Source organism: Pedococcus sp. P5_B7 (assembly GCF_054049895.1).
Genome location: NZ_JBFULM010000002.1, coordinates 1,243,779 through 1,261,729, shown reverse-complemented (window position 1 = coordinate 1,261,729; position 17,951 = coordinate 1,243,779). Strand labels below are relative to the sequence as shown.

Below are 17,951 nucleotides of genomic sequence, written 5' to 3'. Positions count from 1 at the left end.
GGGCCATCCTGACGCATAGGCTGGTTCCCACGTGCGAGGCCGGAGGTGTCTCGCCAGGGACGGGGGCTTGTCTGCGGACAGGCCGATGGAGAGGACGACCACCATGCGAGCGATCTGGAAGGGCGCAGTGTCCTTCGGCCTGGTCAACGTGCCGATCCGCCTCTACTCCGCCACCGAGAACCACGACGTGCAGTTCCGGCAGGTGCACCGCGAGGACGGCGGCCGGATCAAGTACCAGCGGATCTGCAGCATCGACGGCGAGATCGTGTCGTACGACGACATCGCCAAGGGCTACGAGACCGAGGACGGCGAGATGGTCGTCCTCACCGACGAGGACTTCAAGGACCTCCCGGCCAGCAGCAGCAAGGAGATCTCGGTCGAGAAGTTCGTCCCCGCCGAGCAGATCGACCCGATGCTCTACGACAAGTCCTACTACCTCGAGCCCGACAAGGCGTCGACCAAGCCCTACATCCTGCTCCGGGACGCGCTCGAGAAGGAGAACCGCGTCGCCGTCGTGACGGTCTCGATCCGCACCCGCATGACGATGGCCGTGCTGCGCGTCCACGAGGGCGTCATCCTCATGCAGACGATGTTGTGGCCGGACGAGATCCGCAAGCCCGACTTCGCGACGCTCGACGACGACGCCAAGGCCACCAAGCAGGAGCTGGCCATGGCCGACCTGCTCATCGAGCAGCTCGCCGGCGACTACCAGCCCGACGACTATGAGGACGACTACGCCGCCGCGCTCCAGTCGCTCGTCAAGGCCAAGGTCGAGGGCGGCGAGGTCCAGTTCGCCCCCGAGTCCAAGGACGAGTCGGGCGAGGTCGTCGACCTGCTCGCGGCCCTCAAGAAGTCCGTCGACAAGGCGAAGGCGTCCCGCGGGGAGTCGACGTCCGACACCGCCAAGCCTGCGGCCAAGAAGGCCGCAGCCAAGAAGGCCGCGTCCAAGGTCACCACGAAGAAGGCGGCCAAGAAGGCCAGCTGACCGCGCCCCGGCCGGTGGGGCTAGGCGTTCTCCTTGCGGAACGTCGCCGTGCCCCACCAGAGCGCGATGGCGAAGAGCACGACGGCCCAGACGCTGCCCCACAGCACGCCGTTGGCTCCGAAGTCGCCGAGGAACGACCCGCGCACCCCGTCGGTGATCCAGCGGAACGGCATGAAGTCGCTGGTGCGCTGCAGCCAGTCGGGCCCGATGGTCATCGGCAGGAGGATGCCCGACAGCAACAGCACGGGCATCATCACGACGTTGATGACCGGCGCCATGACGTCCTCGCTCTTGGTGGTGAGGGCCAGGGCGTTGGACGCCGCGGCGCAGGCGCCACCGACGAGCAGGGTGAGCAGGACCCCGGGGACGACCCCACCCAGCGGAGCGTCCATCCCGACCCAGTAGCCGAGGCCGACCAGCACGAGCGCCTGGACGAGCAGCTGGAGCAGGTCGCGCCAGAGCCGTCCCATGAGCAGGGCGGTGCGGCTCGCAGGGGTGACCCGCTCGGCCTCGATGACGCCGTCACGCCACTCGGAGATCAGCCCGAACCCGGCGAAGAACGCGCCGAACATGCCCAGCTGGACCAGCATGCCCGGGACGAAGAAGGTCCAGGTGTTCTGGACCCCGAGCTGCTCGGCCATCGGCTTGAGCAGCGGACCGAAGAGGAACAGGTAGAGGATCGGCTGCATCAGGCCTATCAGCACCCAGGCGGGGTTGCGCAGGTTCATCCGCAGCTGGCGGCGGAAGACGATGAAGGACTCGCGCAGGAACTGCATGTCACTTCTCCTTCGAGGTCGAGTCGGCCGGGGCAGAGGCCTCCGCGTCACGCAGTGAGCGGCCGGTGAGGGTGAGGAAGACGTCGTCGAGGGTGGGGCGCAGGACCTCGATCGACTCGAGGTCGATGTCGGCGTCACGAAGGTCGGCCAGGAGCCCGGGCACCGCCTTGCCGGCGCGCTGGACGCGGGCGCGGACGTGGTTGCCGTCAACCTCCACGGCGTCGCGGCCGTCGCTGCCCGCCTCGGCGATCGAGTCGAGCCGCTTGGCCGCCTCGGCGACGAGGTCGGGGTCGGCGACCTCGAGGTCGACGAGGTCGCCGGACACCTGCGCCTTGAGGTTGTCGCTCGTGTCGGCGGCGATGATCTTGCCGTGGTCGATGACGATGATCCGGTCGCTCAGGGCGTCGGCCTCGTCGAGGTAGTGAGTGGTGAGGAAGACCGTTGCCCCGCGCCGCTTGCGCAGGTCGGCGATGTGGGTCCAGAGGTTGGCCCGGGCCTGCGGGTCGAGGCCCGTCGTCGGCTCGTCGAGGAAGACCAGCGTCGGCTCGTGGATCAGCCCCATCACGATGTCGAGGCGGCGCCTCTGGCCACCGGACATGGTCTTCGGCTGCCGCCCCCACAGGCCCTCGAGGTCGAGCTGGCCGAACAGCTCCTGCCCTCGACGACGGGCGTCGGCGGACGACATGCCGTAGAGCATCCCGTGGTCGACCACCTCGTCACCGGCGCGCGCGAACTGCCCCGTGGCACCGCTCTGCGAGACGTAGCCGATCGACCGGCGGACCTTCTCGGAGTCCTTGACCACGTCGAAGCCGGCCACCGTGGCCGTGCCCGCCGTGGGGCGCAGCAGCGTGGTCAGCATGCGCAGCGTCGTGGTCTTGCCCGCGCCGTTCGGCCCGAGGAACCCGACGACCTCGCCCTCCGCCACGTCGAGGTCGACCCCGTCGACGGCACGCACCTCGCCCTTCTTCCGGCCCTCGCGCGTCTGGAAGGTCTGCACCAGACCTCGTGCGTGGATCATCGCCCGCTCCCTTGCCTGCTCATCCGTCTGCCAACTCGACCTGTGTTCAAACTTGAACAACCGTAGTGTTCAACATTGAACAGAGGGACGTCAAGCCGCCTGCCGGCCCGGCCCTCACCAACGTAGACCGGGCCACCGACAGGAACTCATCGCTGACGGGCGATCAGCTCCACGTAGCGCTGGCGGTCGGTGGCCATCTGCCAGCCGGGGTCGTCGTCCGGGGCCTGCCAGTCGGCCGGCTCGCCGCGCAGGCCGAAGTCGCCGCGGTCCACGCGGGCGATGAGGTTCACCAGCCACTCCCGCTCGGTCTGCCCCATGCCCATCCACAGGTCGGCCAGGGCGAGCACGTGCGGCGGCACCGCCTCGGCCGGGACCTCGCGCGCCAGCTGGTCGCGCGTCGTGGCGTCGAGGTTCGCGAGCCGGGTCTGCAGGGCCTCGCGCACGGCTGTCCGGCTCATCAACGGCATCAGCGCCATGCCGGTGTGGAACGGCAGTGGCGACAACAGGTCGGGCGTCTCCACTGCCTCGCGCCAGAGCTTCTCGAACTCGCGCCGGCCGAGCGGGGTGCTCGTGTAGACCGCCACCTCACGACTGCCGTCGACGAGGTCGTGCCGGTCGAGGTTGCCCTGCTTCGCCAAGGTGGCCAGGCCCGAGTAGATGGAGCCCGGGTTGACGTGGGCCCAGTCCTCGACCTGCCACGACAGCAGCTCACGACGCAGCTGGTAGCCGTTGACCGGCTCGAACAGCATGACGGTGCCGAGCAGCAGGAGTCGGGTCTCGGTGGCCGCCATGGGGTGCAGTGTAGGAGGCACCGTCCTCGACAACCCGTGATGATGGCCCCATGCCCGAAGGCCACACCCTGTTCGCGCTCGCCCGTGACCTCGACGCGGCATACCGCGGCACGCAGCCCACGGCGACGAGCCCCCAGGGTCGCTTCGCCGCCGGGGCGGCGCTGATCTCGGAGCGCACCTTCCTGCACGCGACCTCGTGGGGCAAGCACCTCTTCGTCGAGTTCGAGGGCGACGCCTGGCTGCACGTGCACCTCGGCCTGATCGGCACGTTCACCATCGACGAGCACCGGTATGCCGGTGAGGTGCCGATCGTGGGCCAGGTGCGGTTGCGGCTGGCCACGGACGACCACGTCGCCGACCTGCGGGGCCCGAACCTGTGCGCTGTCATCACGCCCGAACAGGTGGAGGCGGTGACCTCGCGTCTCGGGCCGGATCCCCTACGCCCGGAACCGGATCCGAACCTCTCGTGGCGAAGGATCTCGCGCAGCAGCAAGACGATCGCCGAGCTGCTCATGGACCAGTCGGTGCTGGCCGGGGTCGGCAACGTCTACCGCAGCGAGGTGCTCTTCAGGAGACGCGTCGACCCGTTCCGCCCGGGGCGCGAGATCCGGCGCGCGACCTGGGACGCCATCTGGCTCGACCTCGTCGACCTGCTCCCCCTGGGGGTGGCGACCGGCAAGATCGTCACCGTCGAGGAGCAGGTCGAGGAGGTCCGGGCTCGCCTGGCCGCCGGCCACGTGGACCGCCTCACGGAACGCAGCTCCTACGTCTACAAGCGACAGGGCGAGCCGTGCCTGGTCTGCGGGTCGCGGATCCGCACCAGCGTCGTCGGTGGACGAAACCTGTTCTGGTGCGGGCGATGCCAGCGCCGTCGTTGACCTGGGCGAGCTCGGCGCACCCGTCGATCGACGACCCGTTCGGCCCGAGGGTGAGGGTGCGGGCGCCATAGCCATTGGATTCCTAACCAGTTATGATCATTTCAATGGTTAGCAGGCAAGCGCGACCCCGAGGAGAGGTCAAGCGGTGGTGGACGAGGTCGTCGAGGGTCCCTTCTGGGTCGAGGTCCGGGGACTCGTGCTGCCCCGACCGGTGGGTGGGCACCCGGCGCTCGACTTCGTGAACACCCTGGCCGGATGGGGGGAGCCCGTCACGGGCGACTTCCTCAAGTCCTACGACCACCTGGCGGTGTTCGTGGAGCAGGTGGGCCTGCTCGACGCGCGCTCGGTCACTGCCCTGCGCCGTCGTGCGGCCACGCGCAAGCGCGACGCGGAGGAGGTCCTCGTCGGGGCTCGCGAGCTGCGGGCACGCCTGCGATCGGCGCTGCTCGACCCCGGTGACGAGCGCGCGGTCCGCGCGCTCTCCCGCCTGGTGCAGCCGGCCCTCACCCAGCTGCACCTCCTGCCGGGTCCCCGGCCGACGTGGGACGTCGGGGGCGGGCTGGACCGACCCCTGTCGAGCCTCGCCTGGTCAGGCGCCCAGGCGCTGACCGGCGTGGACCTCACGACCCTGCACGCCTGCCCCGGCCACGAGTGCGGGTGGCTCTTCCTCGACCCACGAGGTCGGCGTCGCTGGTGCAGCATGCGGTCCTGCGGCAACCGCGCGAAGGTCGCTGCCCACGCGGAGCGCCAGCGGGTCGAGTCCGCGAGCTGACCCGCCGAGCGGCGAAAACTCGGTGGCGTGGGGTTCGGTCCGTCCGCCACGATGGTCGACGGCGGGGATGGGTCAGCAGCAGACGTGGCGTGCCACAGTCGGTCCTGCGCGTCGTCCCGTCCTCGATGCCAAGTCTGCCCAGGCAGGCCAGGTATCACGGTGTCCACGACACCTACGGGGTTCAACTCCTCGAAGGGGCGGCGTCGGTCAGGGGATCGTCGGGGCATGCCTTGAGGCCGCAGCCGGACGTGACCACGGACGGCTCGCGGTCCCGCATGCACCGTCGCCTGCCGGCGTCGCCCGCCCACCCAAAGACGCTGTACCACATCCGAATACGTCCACCACCAACGCAACCCCGCGGCATACCTGAAGGAGGTCGCCACCATGAACCTGTTCACCATCACCGTCAACGCGCGCGAGTGCGCGCTGCGCTACCACCACGGAAAGCTCGAGCAGGTCCTGCCCGCGGGGCGGCACCGTCGGGTCCGTGGGTCGCGCTACGTCCGGGTCGACCTGCGTGACGCATTGCTCGCGCTGTCGCCGCAGGAGGTCCTGACCTCCGACGCGGTCCCGGTCAAGGTCACCGCCACCGTCCGGTGGTCCGTCGGTGACCCGGTGGCGTTCGTCGAGCAGTCGGCCGACCCGCTGGGCACCGTCTACCTCGCAGCCCAGGTGGCGCTGCGCGACGCGCTCGCGGGCGCCCCGGTGGAGGCGCTCGCGGCGCGCGGTGCCGTCCTGCCGATCGAGGGGATCACCGCCGCGACCGCGCTCGTGGCGCAGCGGGTCGGGGTCGATGTGGCTGAGGTCGTCGTCAAGGACGTCATCCTCCCGGCGGAGGTCCGGCACGCTGCAGCGGAGCTCCTGACCGCGCGCCACCGTGGTGCGGCACAGCTCGAGGCGGCCCGCGCGGAGACGGCGGCCCTGCGCTCGCTGGCGAACGGCGCCAAGCTGCTCGACGCCCACCCGGCGCTGGCCCAGCTCCGGCTGGTGCAGTCGGCGCCGATCGGCACGCAGCTGGTGCTGCGGGTCGGGGCTGCCGAGCCCCTGCACGACGCGTGACCGGGAGCTCCTGCAGGTCGTCACCTGCGGGAGCTGCCCGGCCGACCACGCGGTCGTCACTGGGGGTGCGCGGTCCAGCGTCCGGCGAGCCAGAGGCCGAGCAGCAGCATCAGGGCCGCGAGTCCGGCGAACGCCACGCTGACCTCGACGTCGCGCTCCTGGACGTCCACGTGCTTGGGCAGGTCGTTGAGCACTCCCTGGAGCTGGTCGGCGTCGCTGGCCTTGAAGTACTCGCCGCCCGTGGTCCGGGCCACGGCCTGCAGGGCCTCCTCGTCGACGACCAGGAAGTTGCGGCCGCCGGGCCCGAGCCCTCCACCGAAGCCCCCGGGTGGGCCGTCGAAGAGCCCGCCCCCGAGCTGGTCGCTGGTGCAGACCATCTGGGTCGGCTCGGTGGTGCCGAAGCCGATCGGAAAGACCCGCACCCCGCGCGCCGCGGCCTGCACCGCGGCCTCTTCCGGGGTCACGCCACGGGTGTTGGCGCCGTCGGTGAGGAGCACGACGATCTCGGGCACCGTCTTGGCCTTCTCCGGGGCGGGGGTGGGAGTGCCCGGGGTGGGCGTCTGCGCGTCGGGCCCTTCGCCGGTGCCGTCACCGGTGTCAGCCGGGGCCACCGACGGGTTGATCTCGGAGATGGCGTCGATCGACTTGAGGATCGCCGCGCCGATCGTGGTGCCCCGACCCGTGGTCAGCCCGTCCACCGCCTTCAGCAGGTCGTCCTTGTTCGTCGTCGGCGCCACGGCGACCTGCGCGAACCCCGAGAAGACCACGAGGCCGATCCGGGTGCGGTCGTCCTGCTGGTCGATGAACTGCCGCACGGCCTCCTGCGCCGCCGCGAGCCGGTTGGGGTCGACGTCGGTGGCGCACATCGACCCCGAGACGTCCACGGCGAGGATCACCGCCGAGCTCGAGATCGGCACCTCGGCGCGTACCTGTGGTCGTCCCGCGGCCAGCCCCAGCAGGGCAAGGCTGCCGAGCACCAGCGCCAGCGGCACGTGTCGCCGCCACATCCGCTGGCGGGGGATCACCGCGCGGATGAGGGCCACGTTGGAGAAGCGCACCGCGTTGCGGCGTCGCCGACGCAGCTGCCAGAGGTATGCCGCGACGAGGACCGGGATGGCCAGCAGGCCCAGCAGCGCGTAGGGGAGGGCGAACGACACGGCTACATCACCCGTCCCGATCGGACGACCGAGACCCCGGCGCCCAGCAGGAGCAGCAGCGCCGCCGCGGCCGCGAACCACGACGTGATCTCGCGTTCCTCCGTGCGGGCGGTCCAGGTCAGGTCGATGTCGTTGTAGACCTTGCTCAGGGCGGCCGTGTCGCTCGCGGCGTAGTAGGTGCCGTCGGTGGTCTCGGCGATCTGCCTGAGCATGGCCTCGTCGAGCCGGGTCGCCACCTGGAAGCCGTCGACCTCGAGCACCGTGCCCTGTGGACTGCCCAGCCCGATCGGGTAGATCCGCACTCCCGCGGTGGAGGCCAGCTCGGCGAGGACCAGCGGGTCCGGGTCGGTGGTGTTCTCACCGTCCGACAGGAGCACCACCGCCGCCGACCCGTAGTAGCCGAGGTCGTCACCCCCTGCGGTGCCGTCCTGTCCGGTCTCGTCGACGCTGATCGGCTTGCCCGCGATGGCGCTGATCGACGAGACGATCCCGCGGCCGAGGGCCGTGCCGCCCTGGGGGGTGAGCCGCTCGACGGCGGCCAGCACCTCCGGGCGGTTGGTGGTGGGCTGCTGGGCGATGACGGCCGAGTCGCCGAACGCGACGACGCCCAGCCGGATCGTCGACGGCTGCTTCGCGACGAAGGCACGGGCCGCCGCCTTCGCGGCGTCCAGCCGGGTGGGCGCGAGGTCCTTGGCAGCCATGCTCGTCGAGACGTCGAAGGCCAGGATGACGGTGCCCTCCCGCCGTGGCTCGGCCACCGTGGCCGCAGGTCGCGCCAGCGAGGCGAGCAGGAGCGTGAGGGCCGCGAGCAGCAGCAAGGGCGCGACGTGCCGCCAGCGGTCGGGGCGTCCGGCCGATGCGGCGACCAGGCCCTCGGCGGCCAGCCGGGCCCGGCCGCGCTCACGCCGACGCAGCTGGGCCTGGTAGGCGATGACCAGGACGGGCACGGCGAGCAGGGAGAACAGCATGAGCGGCCACGTGAAGGTCATTGCCGCCTCCGTCGCCGCAGCTCGGAGATGCGGGCCAGGGCGCGCACCAGGTCGTCATCGGTCGCGACGGGGTGGATCTCGGTGCCGGCCCGGCGGGCTGCGGCGACGAGCTCCTCCTGGCGCTGCTGCGACGCAGCCGCCAGCCGCTCCCTGAAGACCGGGTCGTTGGTGTCGACGAAGATCTGCTCACCGGTCTCGGCGTCCTCGACGTAGACCATGCCGACCGCGGGCAGCTCGGACTCACGCGGGTCGACCACCTGGATGGCGACCACGTCGTGGCGCCGGGTCAGCAGGGACAGGGGCTGCTCCCACCCCGGCTGGGTGATGAAGTCGGAGACGATGACCAGGAGCGACCGACGGCGGGCGAGGCCCAGCGCCGCCCTCAGCAGCCGCGACAGGTCCGTCGTGTCCTTGGTCGGGTTGGGGGTGGGCGGGCGCAGCAGCGCCTGGCTGATCCGCAGCACCTGCTTGCGGCCCTGTCCGGGCGGGATGGTCGCGATGTCGCCGTCGAACATCGCGGCGCCGACGTGGTTGCCGCCCCGGGCCAGGATGTGGGCGATCGTCGTCGCGATCTCGGCCAGCACCAACGACTTCTGGCGGTCCACGGGCCCGAAGCCCATCGACGCCGAGCGGTCCAGGAGGAGCCACGCCGTGACCTCGCGGTCCTCCACGTACTCCCGCACGTAGGGCGTGTCCATGCGAGCCGTGACGTTCCAGTCGATGTGTCGCAGGTCGTCCCCCGGCTCGTACTCGCGCAGGTCGGTGAAGTCGATCCCGGTCCCGCGGAAGAGCGTCCGGTAGTCGCCCTGCAACCGTCCGTCGAGCCGGCGCACGACGCGCCACTCCAACCGCCGGAGCAGGCGCTCGGCGGTCAGTGGCGTCGACGAACCGGACCCGGGTGGTCCGGTGCTCAGCGCGGTCCGGTCGTCCACGAGGTCTCGGTGGTCTGGGGCTGTGGACGGTCGCGCAGCGGCACGTCCGGCATGCTGACGGCGTCGAGGATCGGGGTGAGCAGGTCGTCCGCGCCGAGGCCCTCGGCGAGGGCCTCGTACGACAGCACGAGGCGGTGGCGCATCACGTCGCGGGCGAGGTCGCGGACGTCCTGCGGGCGGGCGAAGTCACGCCCGCGCAGGAACGACAGGGCCTTTGCGGCGAGGACCAGGTTGATCGACGCGCGCGGGCTTGCCCCGAACGAGAGGTAGCGCGCGAGGTCGGGCAGTCCGACCGCCCCGGGTGAGCGGGTCGCGCTCGCCAGCCGCACGGCATACTCGATCACCGCGGGGTCGACGTAGACGGCGTCGGCCTGCTTCTGGAACTCGACCAGCTGCCCCGGCTCGAGCACCCGCTGGGCCGCCTCGTGGGTCGTCGTCATCCGCTCGACGACGACGAACTCCTCTGAGGGAGTGGGGTATCCGACGAGGGTCTTGAGCATGAAGCGGTCGACCTGCGCTTCGGGAAGCGCGTAGGTGCCCTCCGACTCGATCGGGTTCTGGGTCGCCATCACGAGGAACGGGTCGGGGGCCTTGAAGGTCTCGCGCCCGATGGTCACCTGGCGCTCCTGCATCACCTCCAGCAGGGCGCTCTGGACCTTGGCGGGGGCGCGGTTGATCTCGTCGGCGAGGACGAGGTTGGCGAAGACCGGCCCGAGGGAGACCTGGAACTCGCCGTCCTTCTGGTTGTAGATCCGGGTGCCGATGACGTCGGCCGGCACCAGGTCGGGGGTGAACTGGATGCGTTGGAACTCGCCGCCGACGGCCTGCGCCAGCGTCTTGATCGCCATCGTCTTGGCCAGGCCCGGGACCCCCTCGACGAGGAGGTGTCCGCGCGCGAGCAGCGCCACGAGCATGCGCTCGAGCAGGAGGTCCTGGCCGACGATGGTCTTCTTGACCTCGTAGAGTGCCTGCTCCAACGGGTGCTGCCGACCGAGATCGGGGCGGTGCGGTTCCATGCGCTCTCCTCGGGGTGCGATGCGCTACTGCGGTGGGCTGCCGGCGACGCCGCCGGCGGTGGCGATGGGCACGGCGAAGCCGATGCCGACGAAGAAGTTCTGTTCGGACGGGTTCGCCAGCCCGGTGACGATGCCGATCACCTGGCCGCCCTTGTCGAGCAGGGGTCCGCCCGAGTTGCCGGGGTTGACGGCCGCGTCGAACTGGATCAGGCCCTCGAGGGTCTGGTTGCTGTTGACCGTGATCTTGCGGTCGAGTGCGGAGACCACCCCTGCCGAGAGGGATCCGTTGAGCCCCAACGGATGTCCGAGGGCGAAGACGGGGTCGCCGACCCGCGCGCCGCCGCCGAGGACCGCCGGGACGACGACCTGGGGGAGCCGTTCGGGGGCGAGGACGGCGATGTCGGTGGCCTTGTCCTTCTCCTTGATGCTCGCGGGCGACTTGGTGCCGTCCGAGAACGTCACCTCGATGCTGTTGGCCCCGTCGACCACGTGGAGTGCGGTCAGCACCGAGCCGTCGGCGCTCACGACGACCCCGGCGCCGGTGCCGCGTTGCGCACCCTTGGCGTTGGTGAGTCGCGTCCCGATGGTCACGAGCGAGGGCAGGGCGACCCGGTATGCCGCGGCCGCGTCAGGGGGTGCCTTGGCCGCCTCCTCCTGGGCCTTGGCGATGCCGCCCTGGACGGCCTTGTCGACGTCGGAGGCGGTGACTGGGGGAGTCTCCGGTCCTCGGGTCAGTGCGTAGGTGCCCACGACGAGCAGCGCTGCGACGAGGAGGACTGCCACCAGCCAGCGCCGGTGGGCTTGGGCAAACCGGGTCAGCCGGGCCCGCCGACCCGGGGCGCGCGGGTCCTCGTCGGCCACCCCCTGGGGCGGATCGACGACAAGAGGCGAGCCGAGCCGGTCCACCTTTGGGAGCGTACGTCCGATCCTCGTCGCGCGATACGGGAGACCGGGATTCACGGGCAACTCTCAGGTTCGCGAGACAGGGTCGCGCCGTCCTCGGCGCCGGCCGGTCACGGCGGCATACCGACGACCGGGACGCGGCCGTAGATTGCTGGACATGGACCACGTCGTCTCCACCGTCGAGGAACTGCGCTCGCTCCAGCTGGACCGGATGCGCTGGAGCCTGTCCCACGCCTACGAGAACGTGCCGCACTACCGGGCCGCGTTCGACGCCGCAGGCATCCGACCCGACGACCTTCACGAGCTGGCCGACCTCGCGCGCTTTCCGTTCACTGCCAAGGCGGACCTGCGCGACAACTACCCGTTCGGGATGTTCGCCGTGCCTCGCGAGCAGGTGGTGCGGGTGCACGCCTCGAGCGGCACGACGGGCAAGCCGACGGTCGTGGGCTACACCCGCGACGACATCGACATGTGGGCGCAGGTGATGGCGCGCTCGATCGAGGCGGCCGGCGGGCGACCTGGCGACCTCTTGCACGTCGTCTACGGCTACGGCCTCTTCACCGGCGGGCTCGGCGCTCACTACGGCGCGGAGCGGCTCGGCTGCACCGTCGTGCCGGTGAGTGGTGGCATGACCGAGCGGCAGGTGCAGCTCATCCAGGACTTCCGGCCGCGGATCATCATGGTCACCCCGTCCTACTTCCTCGGGATCCTCGACGAGATGGAGGCGCAGGGCATCGACCCGAAGTCGACGTCGCTCGAGATCGGGATCTTCGGCGCCGAGCCGTGGACCGAGCAGATGCGCGAGGAGGTCCAGCGCCGCAGCAACATCCGCGCCGTCGACATCTACGGGCTGTCCGAGGTGATCGGTCCGGGCGTGTCCCAGGAGTCGGGCGAGACCCAGGACGGCCTGCACATCTGGGAGGACCACTTCTACCCCGAGGTCGTCGACCCCGTCACCGGGGAGGTGCTCCCCGACGGGCAGGAGGGGGAGCTCGTCTTCACGTCGCTCACCAAGCAGGCGATGCCCGTCATCCGCTACCGCACCAGGGACCTCACGACGTTGCTGCCGGGGACCGCCTTCCCGCAGTTCCGCAGGATGGCGAAGATCACCGGGCGCAGCGACGACATGATGATCGTGCGCGGGGTCAACGTCTTCCCCTCGCAGATCGAGGAGCACCTGCTGAGCATCGAGGGGCTGACGCCGCACTACCTCTGCGTGCTGACCCGACCGGGTCGGATGGACGAGCTCACCGTCCAGGTCGAGGCCTCGGCCGCCGACTCGACGGCCGAGCAACGGGCCTTCATGGCCGGCGCCCTGCGCACGAAGGTCAAGGACCGGGTCGGTGTCACGATCCGGGTCGAGGTCCTCGAGCCGCACGCCCTCGAACGCTCGCTCGGCAAGGCGAAGCGGATCAGCGACCAGCGTCCGCGCTGAGGAGCCGGGCCCTGCTGGCGGGGCCCGAGTTCGCCGACAGCGGACAGCCATTCCCTTAACACCGTAACGGTGTAATCATCATTACATGACTACCAAGACCACTGCGGAAGCCTGGCTGGCCGGCCGACTCCCCACCGACTGGTTCACCGGCCCCGTCGAGGTCACCCGCGACCGCGACGAGCTCATCATCATCGGTGACCTCGCCGAGCCCGACCTCGGCGACGACCCCGACGACACCGACCGCACCATCGCCGCCCGGGGCCGGATCAAGTCCTTCCGTGAGGACACCCGCGAGCGGCGCATCGAGATCGCGCGCGAGCTGGAGCACCTCAGCGGCCGCAAGGTCTCGTGGGGCGTGCGGGTCGGCGAGACCGAGGCCCTCTTCACCCACCTGGCGGCCCCCGTCATGACGCGGCTGCGCCAGTCCGAGCGCAAGGTGCTCGACACCCTCGTCGAGGCCGGTGTCGCGAAGTCGCGCTCCGAGGCGTTGGCCTGGTGCGTCAAGCTCGTCGGCGAGAAGTCCGACAGCTGGCTCGGCGAGCTCCGCGAGGCGATGGCCCACGTCGACGAGGTGCGCAAGAAGGGCCCCGCGGCCTGAACCCGGCCCCGCGGCATGCCCCGGCGTCCGCGGCATACCCCGTCTCACCTTTATCGGGTTGAGCAGGAAGGTTGCGCTTCACCCGAGAAGCGTTMTCGGGTGAAGCGCAACCAAGTCCCTACACCCGATAAAGGGGAGGTATGCCGGGTGGCTGGCCCCGCGGCCTGAACCCGGCCCCGCGGCATACCCCCGGCGTCCGCCCACGGCGAACATGAGCCGACTCGGCTCAGGGCGGGGAACAGTGGGGGAGTGCCCCGCGTTCCCCCAACGAGTCGTTCGACAGGGCTTATTTCGTCCCGATCAGGTATCGGTCAACGGAAGGCGTACGCCGGGTCCGCGTCGCACGGATAGCATCGAGGTGATCTCGATAGGCAGGAGCAGAAGATGTTTGAACGGTTCACCGACCGGGCCCGTCGGGTGGTCGTGCTCGCGCAGGAAGAAGCGCGCATGCTCAACCACAACTACATCGGCACGGAGCACATCCTGCTCGGTCTCATCCACGAGGGTGAAGGCGTCGCCTCCAAGGCTCTGGAGAGCCTCGGCATTTCGCTGGAGTCGGTCCGCGAGCAGGTGCAGGAGATCATCGGCCAGGGCCAGCAGGCCCCCAGTGGCCACATTCCCTTCACGCCCCGGGCGAAGAAGGTCCTCGAGCTGAGCCTGCGCGAAGCGCTGCAGCTCGGCCACAACTACATCGGCACAGAGCACATCCTGCTCGGCCTCATCCGCGAGGGCGAGGGCGTCGCCGCCCAGGTCCTCGTCAAGCTGGGCGCCGACCTCAACCGCGTGCGGCAGCAGGTGATCCAGCTCATCTCCGGCTACCAGGGCAAGGAGGGCGGCTCGGGCGCCGGCCTGACCGGCAACGTCCAGCAGGAGGGCACCCCCGCGGGCTCCCTCGTGCTCGACCAGTTCGGCCGCAACCTCACGATGGCTGCCCGTGAGGGCAAGCTCGACCCGGTCATCGGGCGTGAGAAGGAGATCGAGCGGGTCATGCAGGTGCTGTCCCGCCGCACCAAGAACAACCCGGTGCTGATCGGTGAGCCCGGCGTCGGCAAGACCGCCGTCGTCGAGGGCCTGGCGCAGGACATCGTCAAGGGCGAGGTGCCCGAGACCCTCAAGGACAAGCAGCTCTACACCCTCGACCTCGGCGCCCTCGTCGCCGGCAGCCGCTACCGCGGTGACTTCGAGGAGCGGCTCAAGAAGGTCCTCAAGGAGATCCGCACCCGCGGCGACATCATCCTGTTCATCGACGAGATCCACACCCTCGTGGGTGCGGGTGCCGCCGAGGGCGCGATCGACGCCGCCAGCATCCTCAAGCCGATGCTGGCCCGTGGCGAGCTCCAGACCATCGGTGCCACCACGCTCGACGAGTACCGCAAGCACATCGAGAAGGACTCGGCCCTCGAGCGCCGGTTCCAGCCGATCCAGGTCGCCGAGCCCACGCTCAGCCACGCGATCGAGATCCTCAAGGGCCTGCGCGACCGCTACGAGGCGCACCACCGGGTGTCCATCACCGACGGCGCCCTCGTCTCCGCGGCCAACCTCGCCGACCGCTACATCAACGACCGGTTCCTCCCCGACAAGGCGATCGACCTCATCGACGAGGCGGGCGCGCGGTTGCGCATCCGCCGGATGACCGCACCGCCGGACCTGCGCGAGTTCGACGAGAAGATCGCGGCCGTGCGGCTGGAGAAGGAGTCGGCCATCGACGGCCAGGACTTCGAGAAGGCCGCCAGCCTGCGGGACGACGAGAAGAAGCTGCTCACCGCCAAGGCGGAGCGCGAGACGCAGTGGAAGTCCGGCGACATGGACGTCGTGGCCGAGGTCGACGAGGAGCTCATCGCCGAGGTCCTGGCTGCCAGCACCGGCATCCCGGTCTTCAAGCTCACCGAGGAGGAGTCCAGCCGACTGCTCCACATGGAGGACGAGCTGCACAAGCGCGTGGTCGGCATGGACGACGCCATCAAGGCGATGTCCCAGGCGATCCGTCGCACCCGCGCCGGTCTGAAGGACCCGCGTCGTCCCGGTGGCTCGTTCATCTTCGCCGGTCCGACCGGTGTCGGTAAGACCGAGCTCGCCAAGACGCTAGCCGAGTTCCTCTTCGGCGACGAGGACAGCCTCATCCAGCTCGACATGTCGGAGTTCTCCGAGAAGCACACGGTCTCGCGGCTCTTCGGCTCGCCTCCCGGCTACGTCGGCTACGAAGAGGGCGGCCAGCTCACCGAGAAGGTCCGCCGCAAGCCGTTCTCCGTCGTGCTGTTCGACGAGGTCGAGAAGGCCCACCCCGACATCTTCAACACGCTGTTGCAGGTGCTCGAGGACGGCCGCCTCACCGACTCCCAGGGCCGGATGGTCGACTTCAAGAACACCGTCATCATCATGACGACCAACCTCGGCACGCGGGACATCACCAAGGGTTCGCTCGGCTTCTCGGCCGGCGCGGACACCCGCAGTGACTACGACCGCATGAAGAACAAGGTCACCGACGAGCTCAAGCAGCACTTCCGTCCCGAGTTCCTCAACCGCGTCGACGACATCATCGTCTTCCCCCAGCTCACGCGCGAAGAGATCGTCGCCATCGTCGACCTCGAGATCGCCAAGCTGGACAAGCGGCTCAAGGACAAGGACATGGGCATCGAGCTCACCATCGAGGCCAAGAACGTGCTCGCCCTCAAGGGTTACGACCCCGTGCTCGGTGCGCGCCCGCTGCGTCGCACCATCCAGCGCGAGATCGAGGACGTCCTGTCCGAGAAGATCCTCTACGGCGAGCTCAAGGCCGGCGAGCTGGTGCTCGTCGGGGCGGAGGGCGAGGGCAAGAGCGGCACGTTCACCTTCGTCGGCACCCCGCACCCGGGCAGCATCGAGCTCCCGGTCGTGGAGACCGTGGGCGACTCGGCCGACGCCGGCTGAGGCACGACCCCAAGCACGATCGAGGCGAGGTATGCCGCGTGGTCACCACGCGGCATACCTCGCCTGTCGGCCACTCATGCAAAAGGCGAGTTAGCGACACCCATGAGGGGCGCTAACTCGCCTTTTGCATGAGGTAGCGACGGGCGGGTGGCCGGGACGGCTCAGGCGCGGCGGTCGAGCATCTCGCGCAGGTAGCCGATCTGCACTGACCGCGTCACGTGGATCTCGTCGCCCATCTGCGTCACGACATCGTCGGTGCCGTCACGGTGCTGCTGGACCACCATCCGCAGCGCGCCTTCGTGGTGGGCCGTCATCAGCGTGAGCCAGAGCCGGTCGGCCGCTGCGCCCCTGGCGTCCTTGAGCTCGCGCAGCTGGGCCTGGGTCGCCATGCCGGGCCACCTCGTCGTCCCCCCGGCCGTGCGCGGGTCCGGTATGCCGCGGGCAAACCCGTGGCAGCCCGCCGGCGGACCGTTTCGCATCGGCGGCGGGTCGCGGCATACATTGGAGCGCGTGTCTGAGTCCTCCCTCCCCCGCCGTACGCTCCTCTTGGGGCTGTTCGCCGCCCCCCTGACGATCGCCGCCTGTTCGAGCGACAAGCCGAAGCCGGCCGCGTCGAGCAGCACCACGACGCCGTCGTCGACGACGAGCAGCGCCACCGCTGCGCCGCCGGGGGTGACCGGAGCCGGACTGCCTGCCGACCTGCTGGCGGCGATGAGCGCTCTCTACCTCGGGGGCCGGGTGTCCGTCACCACCGCCAGCGTGGGCGCGGCCCTGGGGAAGCGGAAGACCCGCACCGCCCCACTCAAGGTGACCGGCTCCACCGGCACCTGGCAGGGCTCGCCCATCGCGACCGTGGTGCAGGGCAAGGACCTCACGCTGCTGGTCAAGGAGGGCACCGCCTGGAAGGTCGTCGGCGGCTGGTGGCCGTCGCTGTCGGTCTACCGTCCGCCGTTCCCGACCATGCGGATCCTCGCGATCGGATCGGACGCCCGCAACCCGCAGCCGGTCACCAAGTGCCGCGGCGACGCGCTCCACATCATCGGTGTCGACGCGAAGAAGGGTGTGGGCGGCATCGTGGGCATCCCGCGCGACTCGTGGGTGCCGCTGTCGACCGGTGGAAACGCCAAGGTCAACGCCTCCCTGGTCTTCGGTGGGGTCGGCGGCATGGTCACGACCATCGAGCGCGCCAGTGGCGTGCCGATCGACGGCTACGTCATCACCGGCTTCAAGGGGTTCCGGGCGATGGTGCGCAGCCTCGGCGGCATCGTGTTCGTCGCGTCGCGCTCGGTGCAGAGCGTGGACGGCTTCCGGATCGTCAAGCCCGGCACCAACAAGCTGGACGCCAAGCACGCGCTGGCCCTGGCCAGGGAGCGCAAGCACCTCTCCAACGGTGACTTCGGCCGGTCCGCCAACCAGGGCGCGCTGATCAAGGCCGGCATGGTCATGGCGCGCAAGGCCGGGCCGGGCGCCCTGGCCGGCCTGCTGTCGAAGATGGGGCCCCACCTGAGCACCGACCTCACCGTCGGCGAGGTCCTCAACCTGTGCGCCAGCCTCTACGTGAACACCGGGGCCGGGGTGCCCAACAAGGTCGTCCCGGGCGCGATCGGCACCCGCGAGGGCCAGTCCGTGGTGCTGCTCGGCTCGGGGGCGAGGTCGATCTTCCGGGACATGAAGAACGGCCGCCTCGGTGCCTGAGCCCACCGCGCCTGAGCCCACCGCGCCTGAGCCCACTGCG

17 protein-coding genes are annotated in these 17,951 nt (G+C 70.2%); 8 read left to right on the top strand and 9 right to left on the bottom strand.

Annotated features, from left to right (window positions below):
- Positions 1-103: 103 nt before the first annotated feature.
- On the top strand, positions 104-985 hold the full coding sequence (gene ku, locus ACXJKD_RS08920) for a non-homologous end joining protein Ku (RefSeq protein WP_457254126.1): 882 nt from the start codon (positions 104-106) through the stop codon (positions 983-985).
- Positions 986-1,005: 20 nt separating this feature from the next.
- Here the strand turns inward: ku and ACXJKD_RS08915 are convergent, their stop codons facing one another.
- From ACXJKD_RS08915 to ACXJKD_RS08905, 3 genes are all read right to left on the bottom strand, one after another.
- Positions 1,006-1,761 (bottom strand): ABC transporter permease, encoded by a 756-nt coding sequence (locus ACXJKD_RS08915; RefSeq protein WP_457254125.1) that lies wholly within the window; start codon positions 1,759-1,761, stop codon positions 1,006-1,008.
- Position 1,762: 1 nt separating this feature from the next.
- Positions 1,763-2,779 carry an ATP-binding cassette domain-containing protein gene (locus ACXJKD_RS08910; protein WP_457254124.1) on the bottom strand — a complete coding sequence of 339 codons (1,017 nt, stop codon included), beginning with the start codon at positions 2,777-2,779 and terminating at the stop codon, positions 1,763-1,765.
- 146 nt (positions 2,780-2,925) lie between these two features.
- Entirely contained in the window at positions 2,926-3,570 is a 645-nt protein-coding gene (locus tag ACXJKD_RS08905) for a PadR family transcriptional regulator (RefSeq protein ID WP_457254123.1), read from the bottom strand.
- Between the two features lie 50 nt (positions 3,571-3,620).
- On the opposite strand from ACXJKD_RS08905, the gene ACXJKD_RS08900 reads away from it, so the two are divergent.
- From ACXJKD_RS08900 to ACXJKD_RS08890, 3 genes are all read left to right on the top strand, one after another.
- A complete protein-coding gene (locus tag ACXJKD_RS08900; RefSeq protein WP_457254122.1) occupies positions 3,621-4,448 on the top strand; it encodes an Fpg/Nei family DNA glycosylase in 828 nt (275 codons plus the stop codon).
- 145 nt (positions 4,449-4,593) lie between these two features.
- Entirely contained in the window at positions 4,594-5,220 is a 627-nt protein-coding gene (locus tag ACXJKD_RS08895; RefSeq protein WP_457254120.1) for a CGNR zinc finger domain-containing protein, read from the top strand.
- Positions 5,221-5,604: 384 nt separating this feature from the next.
- Entirely contained in the window at positions 5,605-6,279 is a 675-nt protein-coding gene (locus tag ACXJKD_RS08890; RefSeq protein ID WP_457254119.1) for a slipin family protein, read from the top strand.
- 56 nt (positions 6,280-6,335) lie between these two features.
- Here ACXJKD_RS08890 and ACXJKD_RS08885 read toward each other — a convergent pair whose 3' ends face one another.
- The 5 genes from ACXJKD_RS08885 to ACXJKD_RS08865 are packed head-to-tail and all read right to left on the bottom strand — an operon-like array spanning position 6,336 to position 11,279.
- Positions 6,336-7,436, bottom strand: coding sequence for a VWA domain-containing protein (locus ACXJKD_RS08885; protein WP_457254118.1), 1,101 nt, complete (start codon positions 7,434-7,436; stop codon positions 6,336-6,338).
- Positions 7,437-7,438: 2 nt separating this feature from the next.
- Complete coding sequence (locus ACXJKD_RS08880; RefSeq protein ID WP_457254117.1) at positions 7,439-8,425, bottom strand: VWA domain-containing protein; 987 nt, start codon at positions 8,423-8,425, stop codon at positions 7,439-7,441.
- Positions 8,422-9,357, bottom strand: a complete 936-nt coding sequence (locus ACXJKD_RS08875) for a DUF58 domain-containing protein (RefSeq protein ID WP_457254116.1) — start codon at positions 9,355-9,357, stop codon at positions 8,422-8,424. Before ACXJKD_RS08875 ends, ACXJKD_RS08880 begins: the two co-directional genes overlap by 4 nt.
- Positions 9,336-10,373: an AAA family ATPase gene (locus ACXJKD_RS08870; protein ID WP_457254115.1), complete on the bottom strand. Its 1,038-nt coding sequence runs from the start codon at positions 10,371-10,373 to the stop codon at positions 9,336-9,338. The genes ACXJKD_RS08875 and ACXJKD_RS08870 overlap by 22 nt, the downstream gene beginning before the upstream one ends.
- A 24-nt stretch (positions 10,374-10,397) precedes the next feature.
- The gene (locus ACXJKD_RS08865; protein ID WP_457254114.1) at positions 10,398-11,279 is read right to left on the bottom strand and encodes a S1C family serine protease; all 882 of its coding nucleotides are present in this window, start codon (positions 11,277-11,279) and stop codon (positions 10,398-10,400) included.
- Between the two features lie 154 nt (positions 11,280-11,433).
- Here ACXJKD_RS08865 and paaK point away from each other — a divergent pair, with 154 nt between their 5' ends.
- From paaK to ACXJKD_RS08850, 3 genes are all read left to right on the top strand, one after another.
- Complete coding sequence (gene paaK, locus ACXJKD_RS08860; RefSeq protein WP_457254113.1) at positions 11,434-12,711, top strand: phenylacetate--CoA ligase PaaK; 1,278 nt, start codon at positions 11,434-11,436, stop codon at positions 12,709-12,711.
- Positions 12,712-12,796: 85 nt separating this feature from the next.
- A complete protein-coding gene (locus ACXJKD_RS08855; RefSeq protein WP_457254112.1) occupies positions 12,797-13,309 on the top strand; it encodes a hypothetical protein in 513 nt (170 codons plus the stop codon).
- Between the two features lie 384 nt (positions 13,310-13,693).
- A complete protein-coding gene (locus ACXJKD_RS08850) occupies positions 13,694-16,216 on the top strand; it encodes an ATP-dependent Clp protease ATP-binding subunit (protein WP_457254111.1) in 2,523 nt (840 codons plus the stop codon).
- A gap of 161 nt (positions 16,217-16,377) precedes the next feature.
- Here the strand turns inward: ACXJKD_RS08850 and ACXJKD_RS08845 are convergent, their stop codons facing one another.
- Positions 16,378-16,695, bottom strand: coding sequence for a DUF305 domain-containing protein (locus tag ACXJKD_RS08845; protein ID WP_457254110.1), 318 nt, complete (start codon positions 16,693-16,695; stop codon positions 16,378-16,380).
- A gap of 31 nt (positions 16,696-16,726) precedes the next feature.
- Between ACXJKD_RS08845 and ACXJKD_RS08840 the strand changes: the two genes are divergently transcribed.
- On the top strand, positions 16,727-17,911 hold the full coding sequence (locus ACXJKD_RS08840; protein WP_457254109.1) for an LCP family protein: 1,185 nt from the start codon (positions 16,727-16,729) through the stop codon (positions 17,909-17,911).
- Positions 17,912-17,951: the final 40 nt, after the last annotated feature.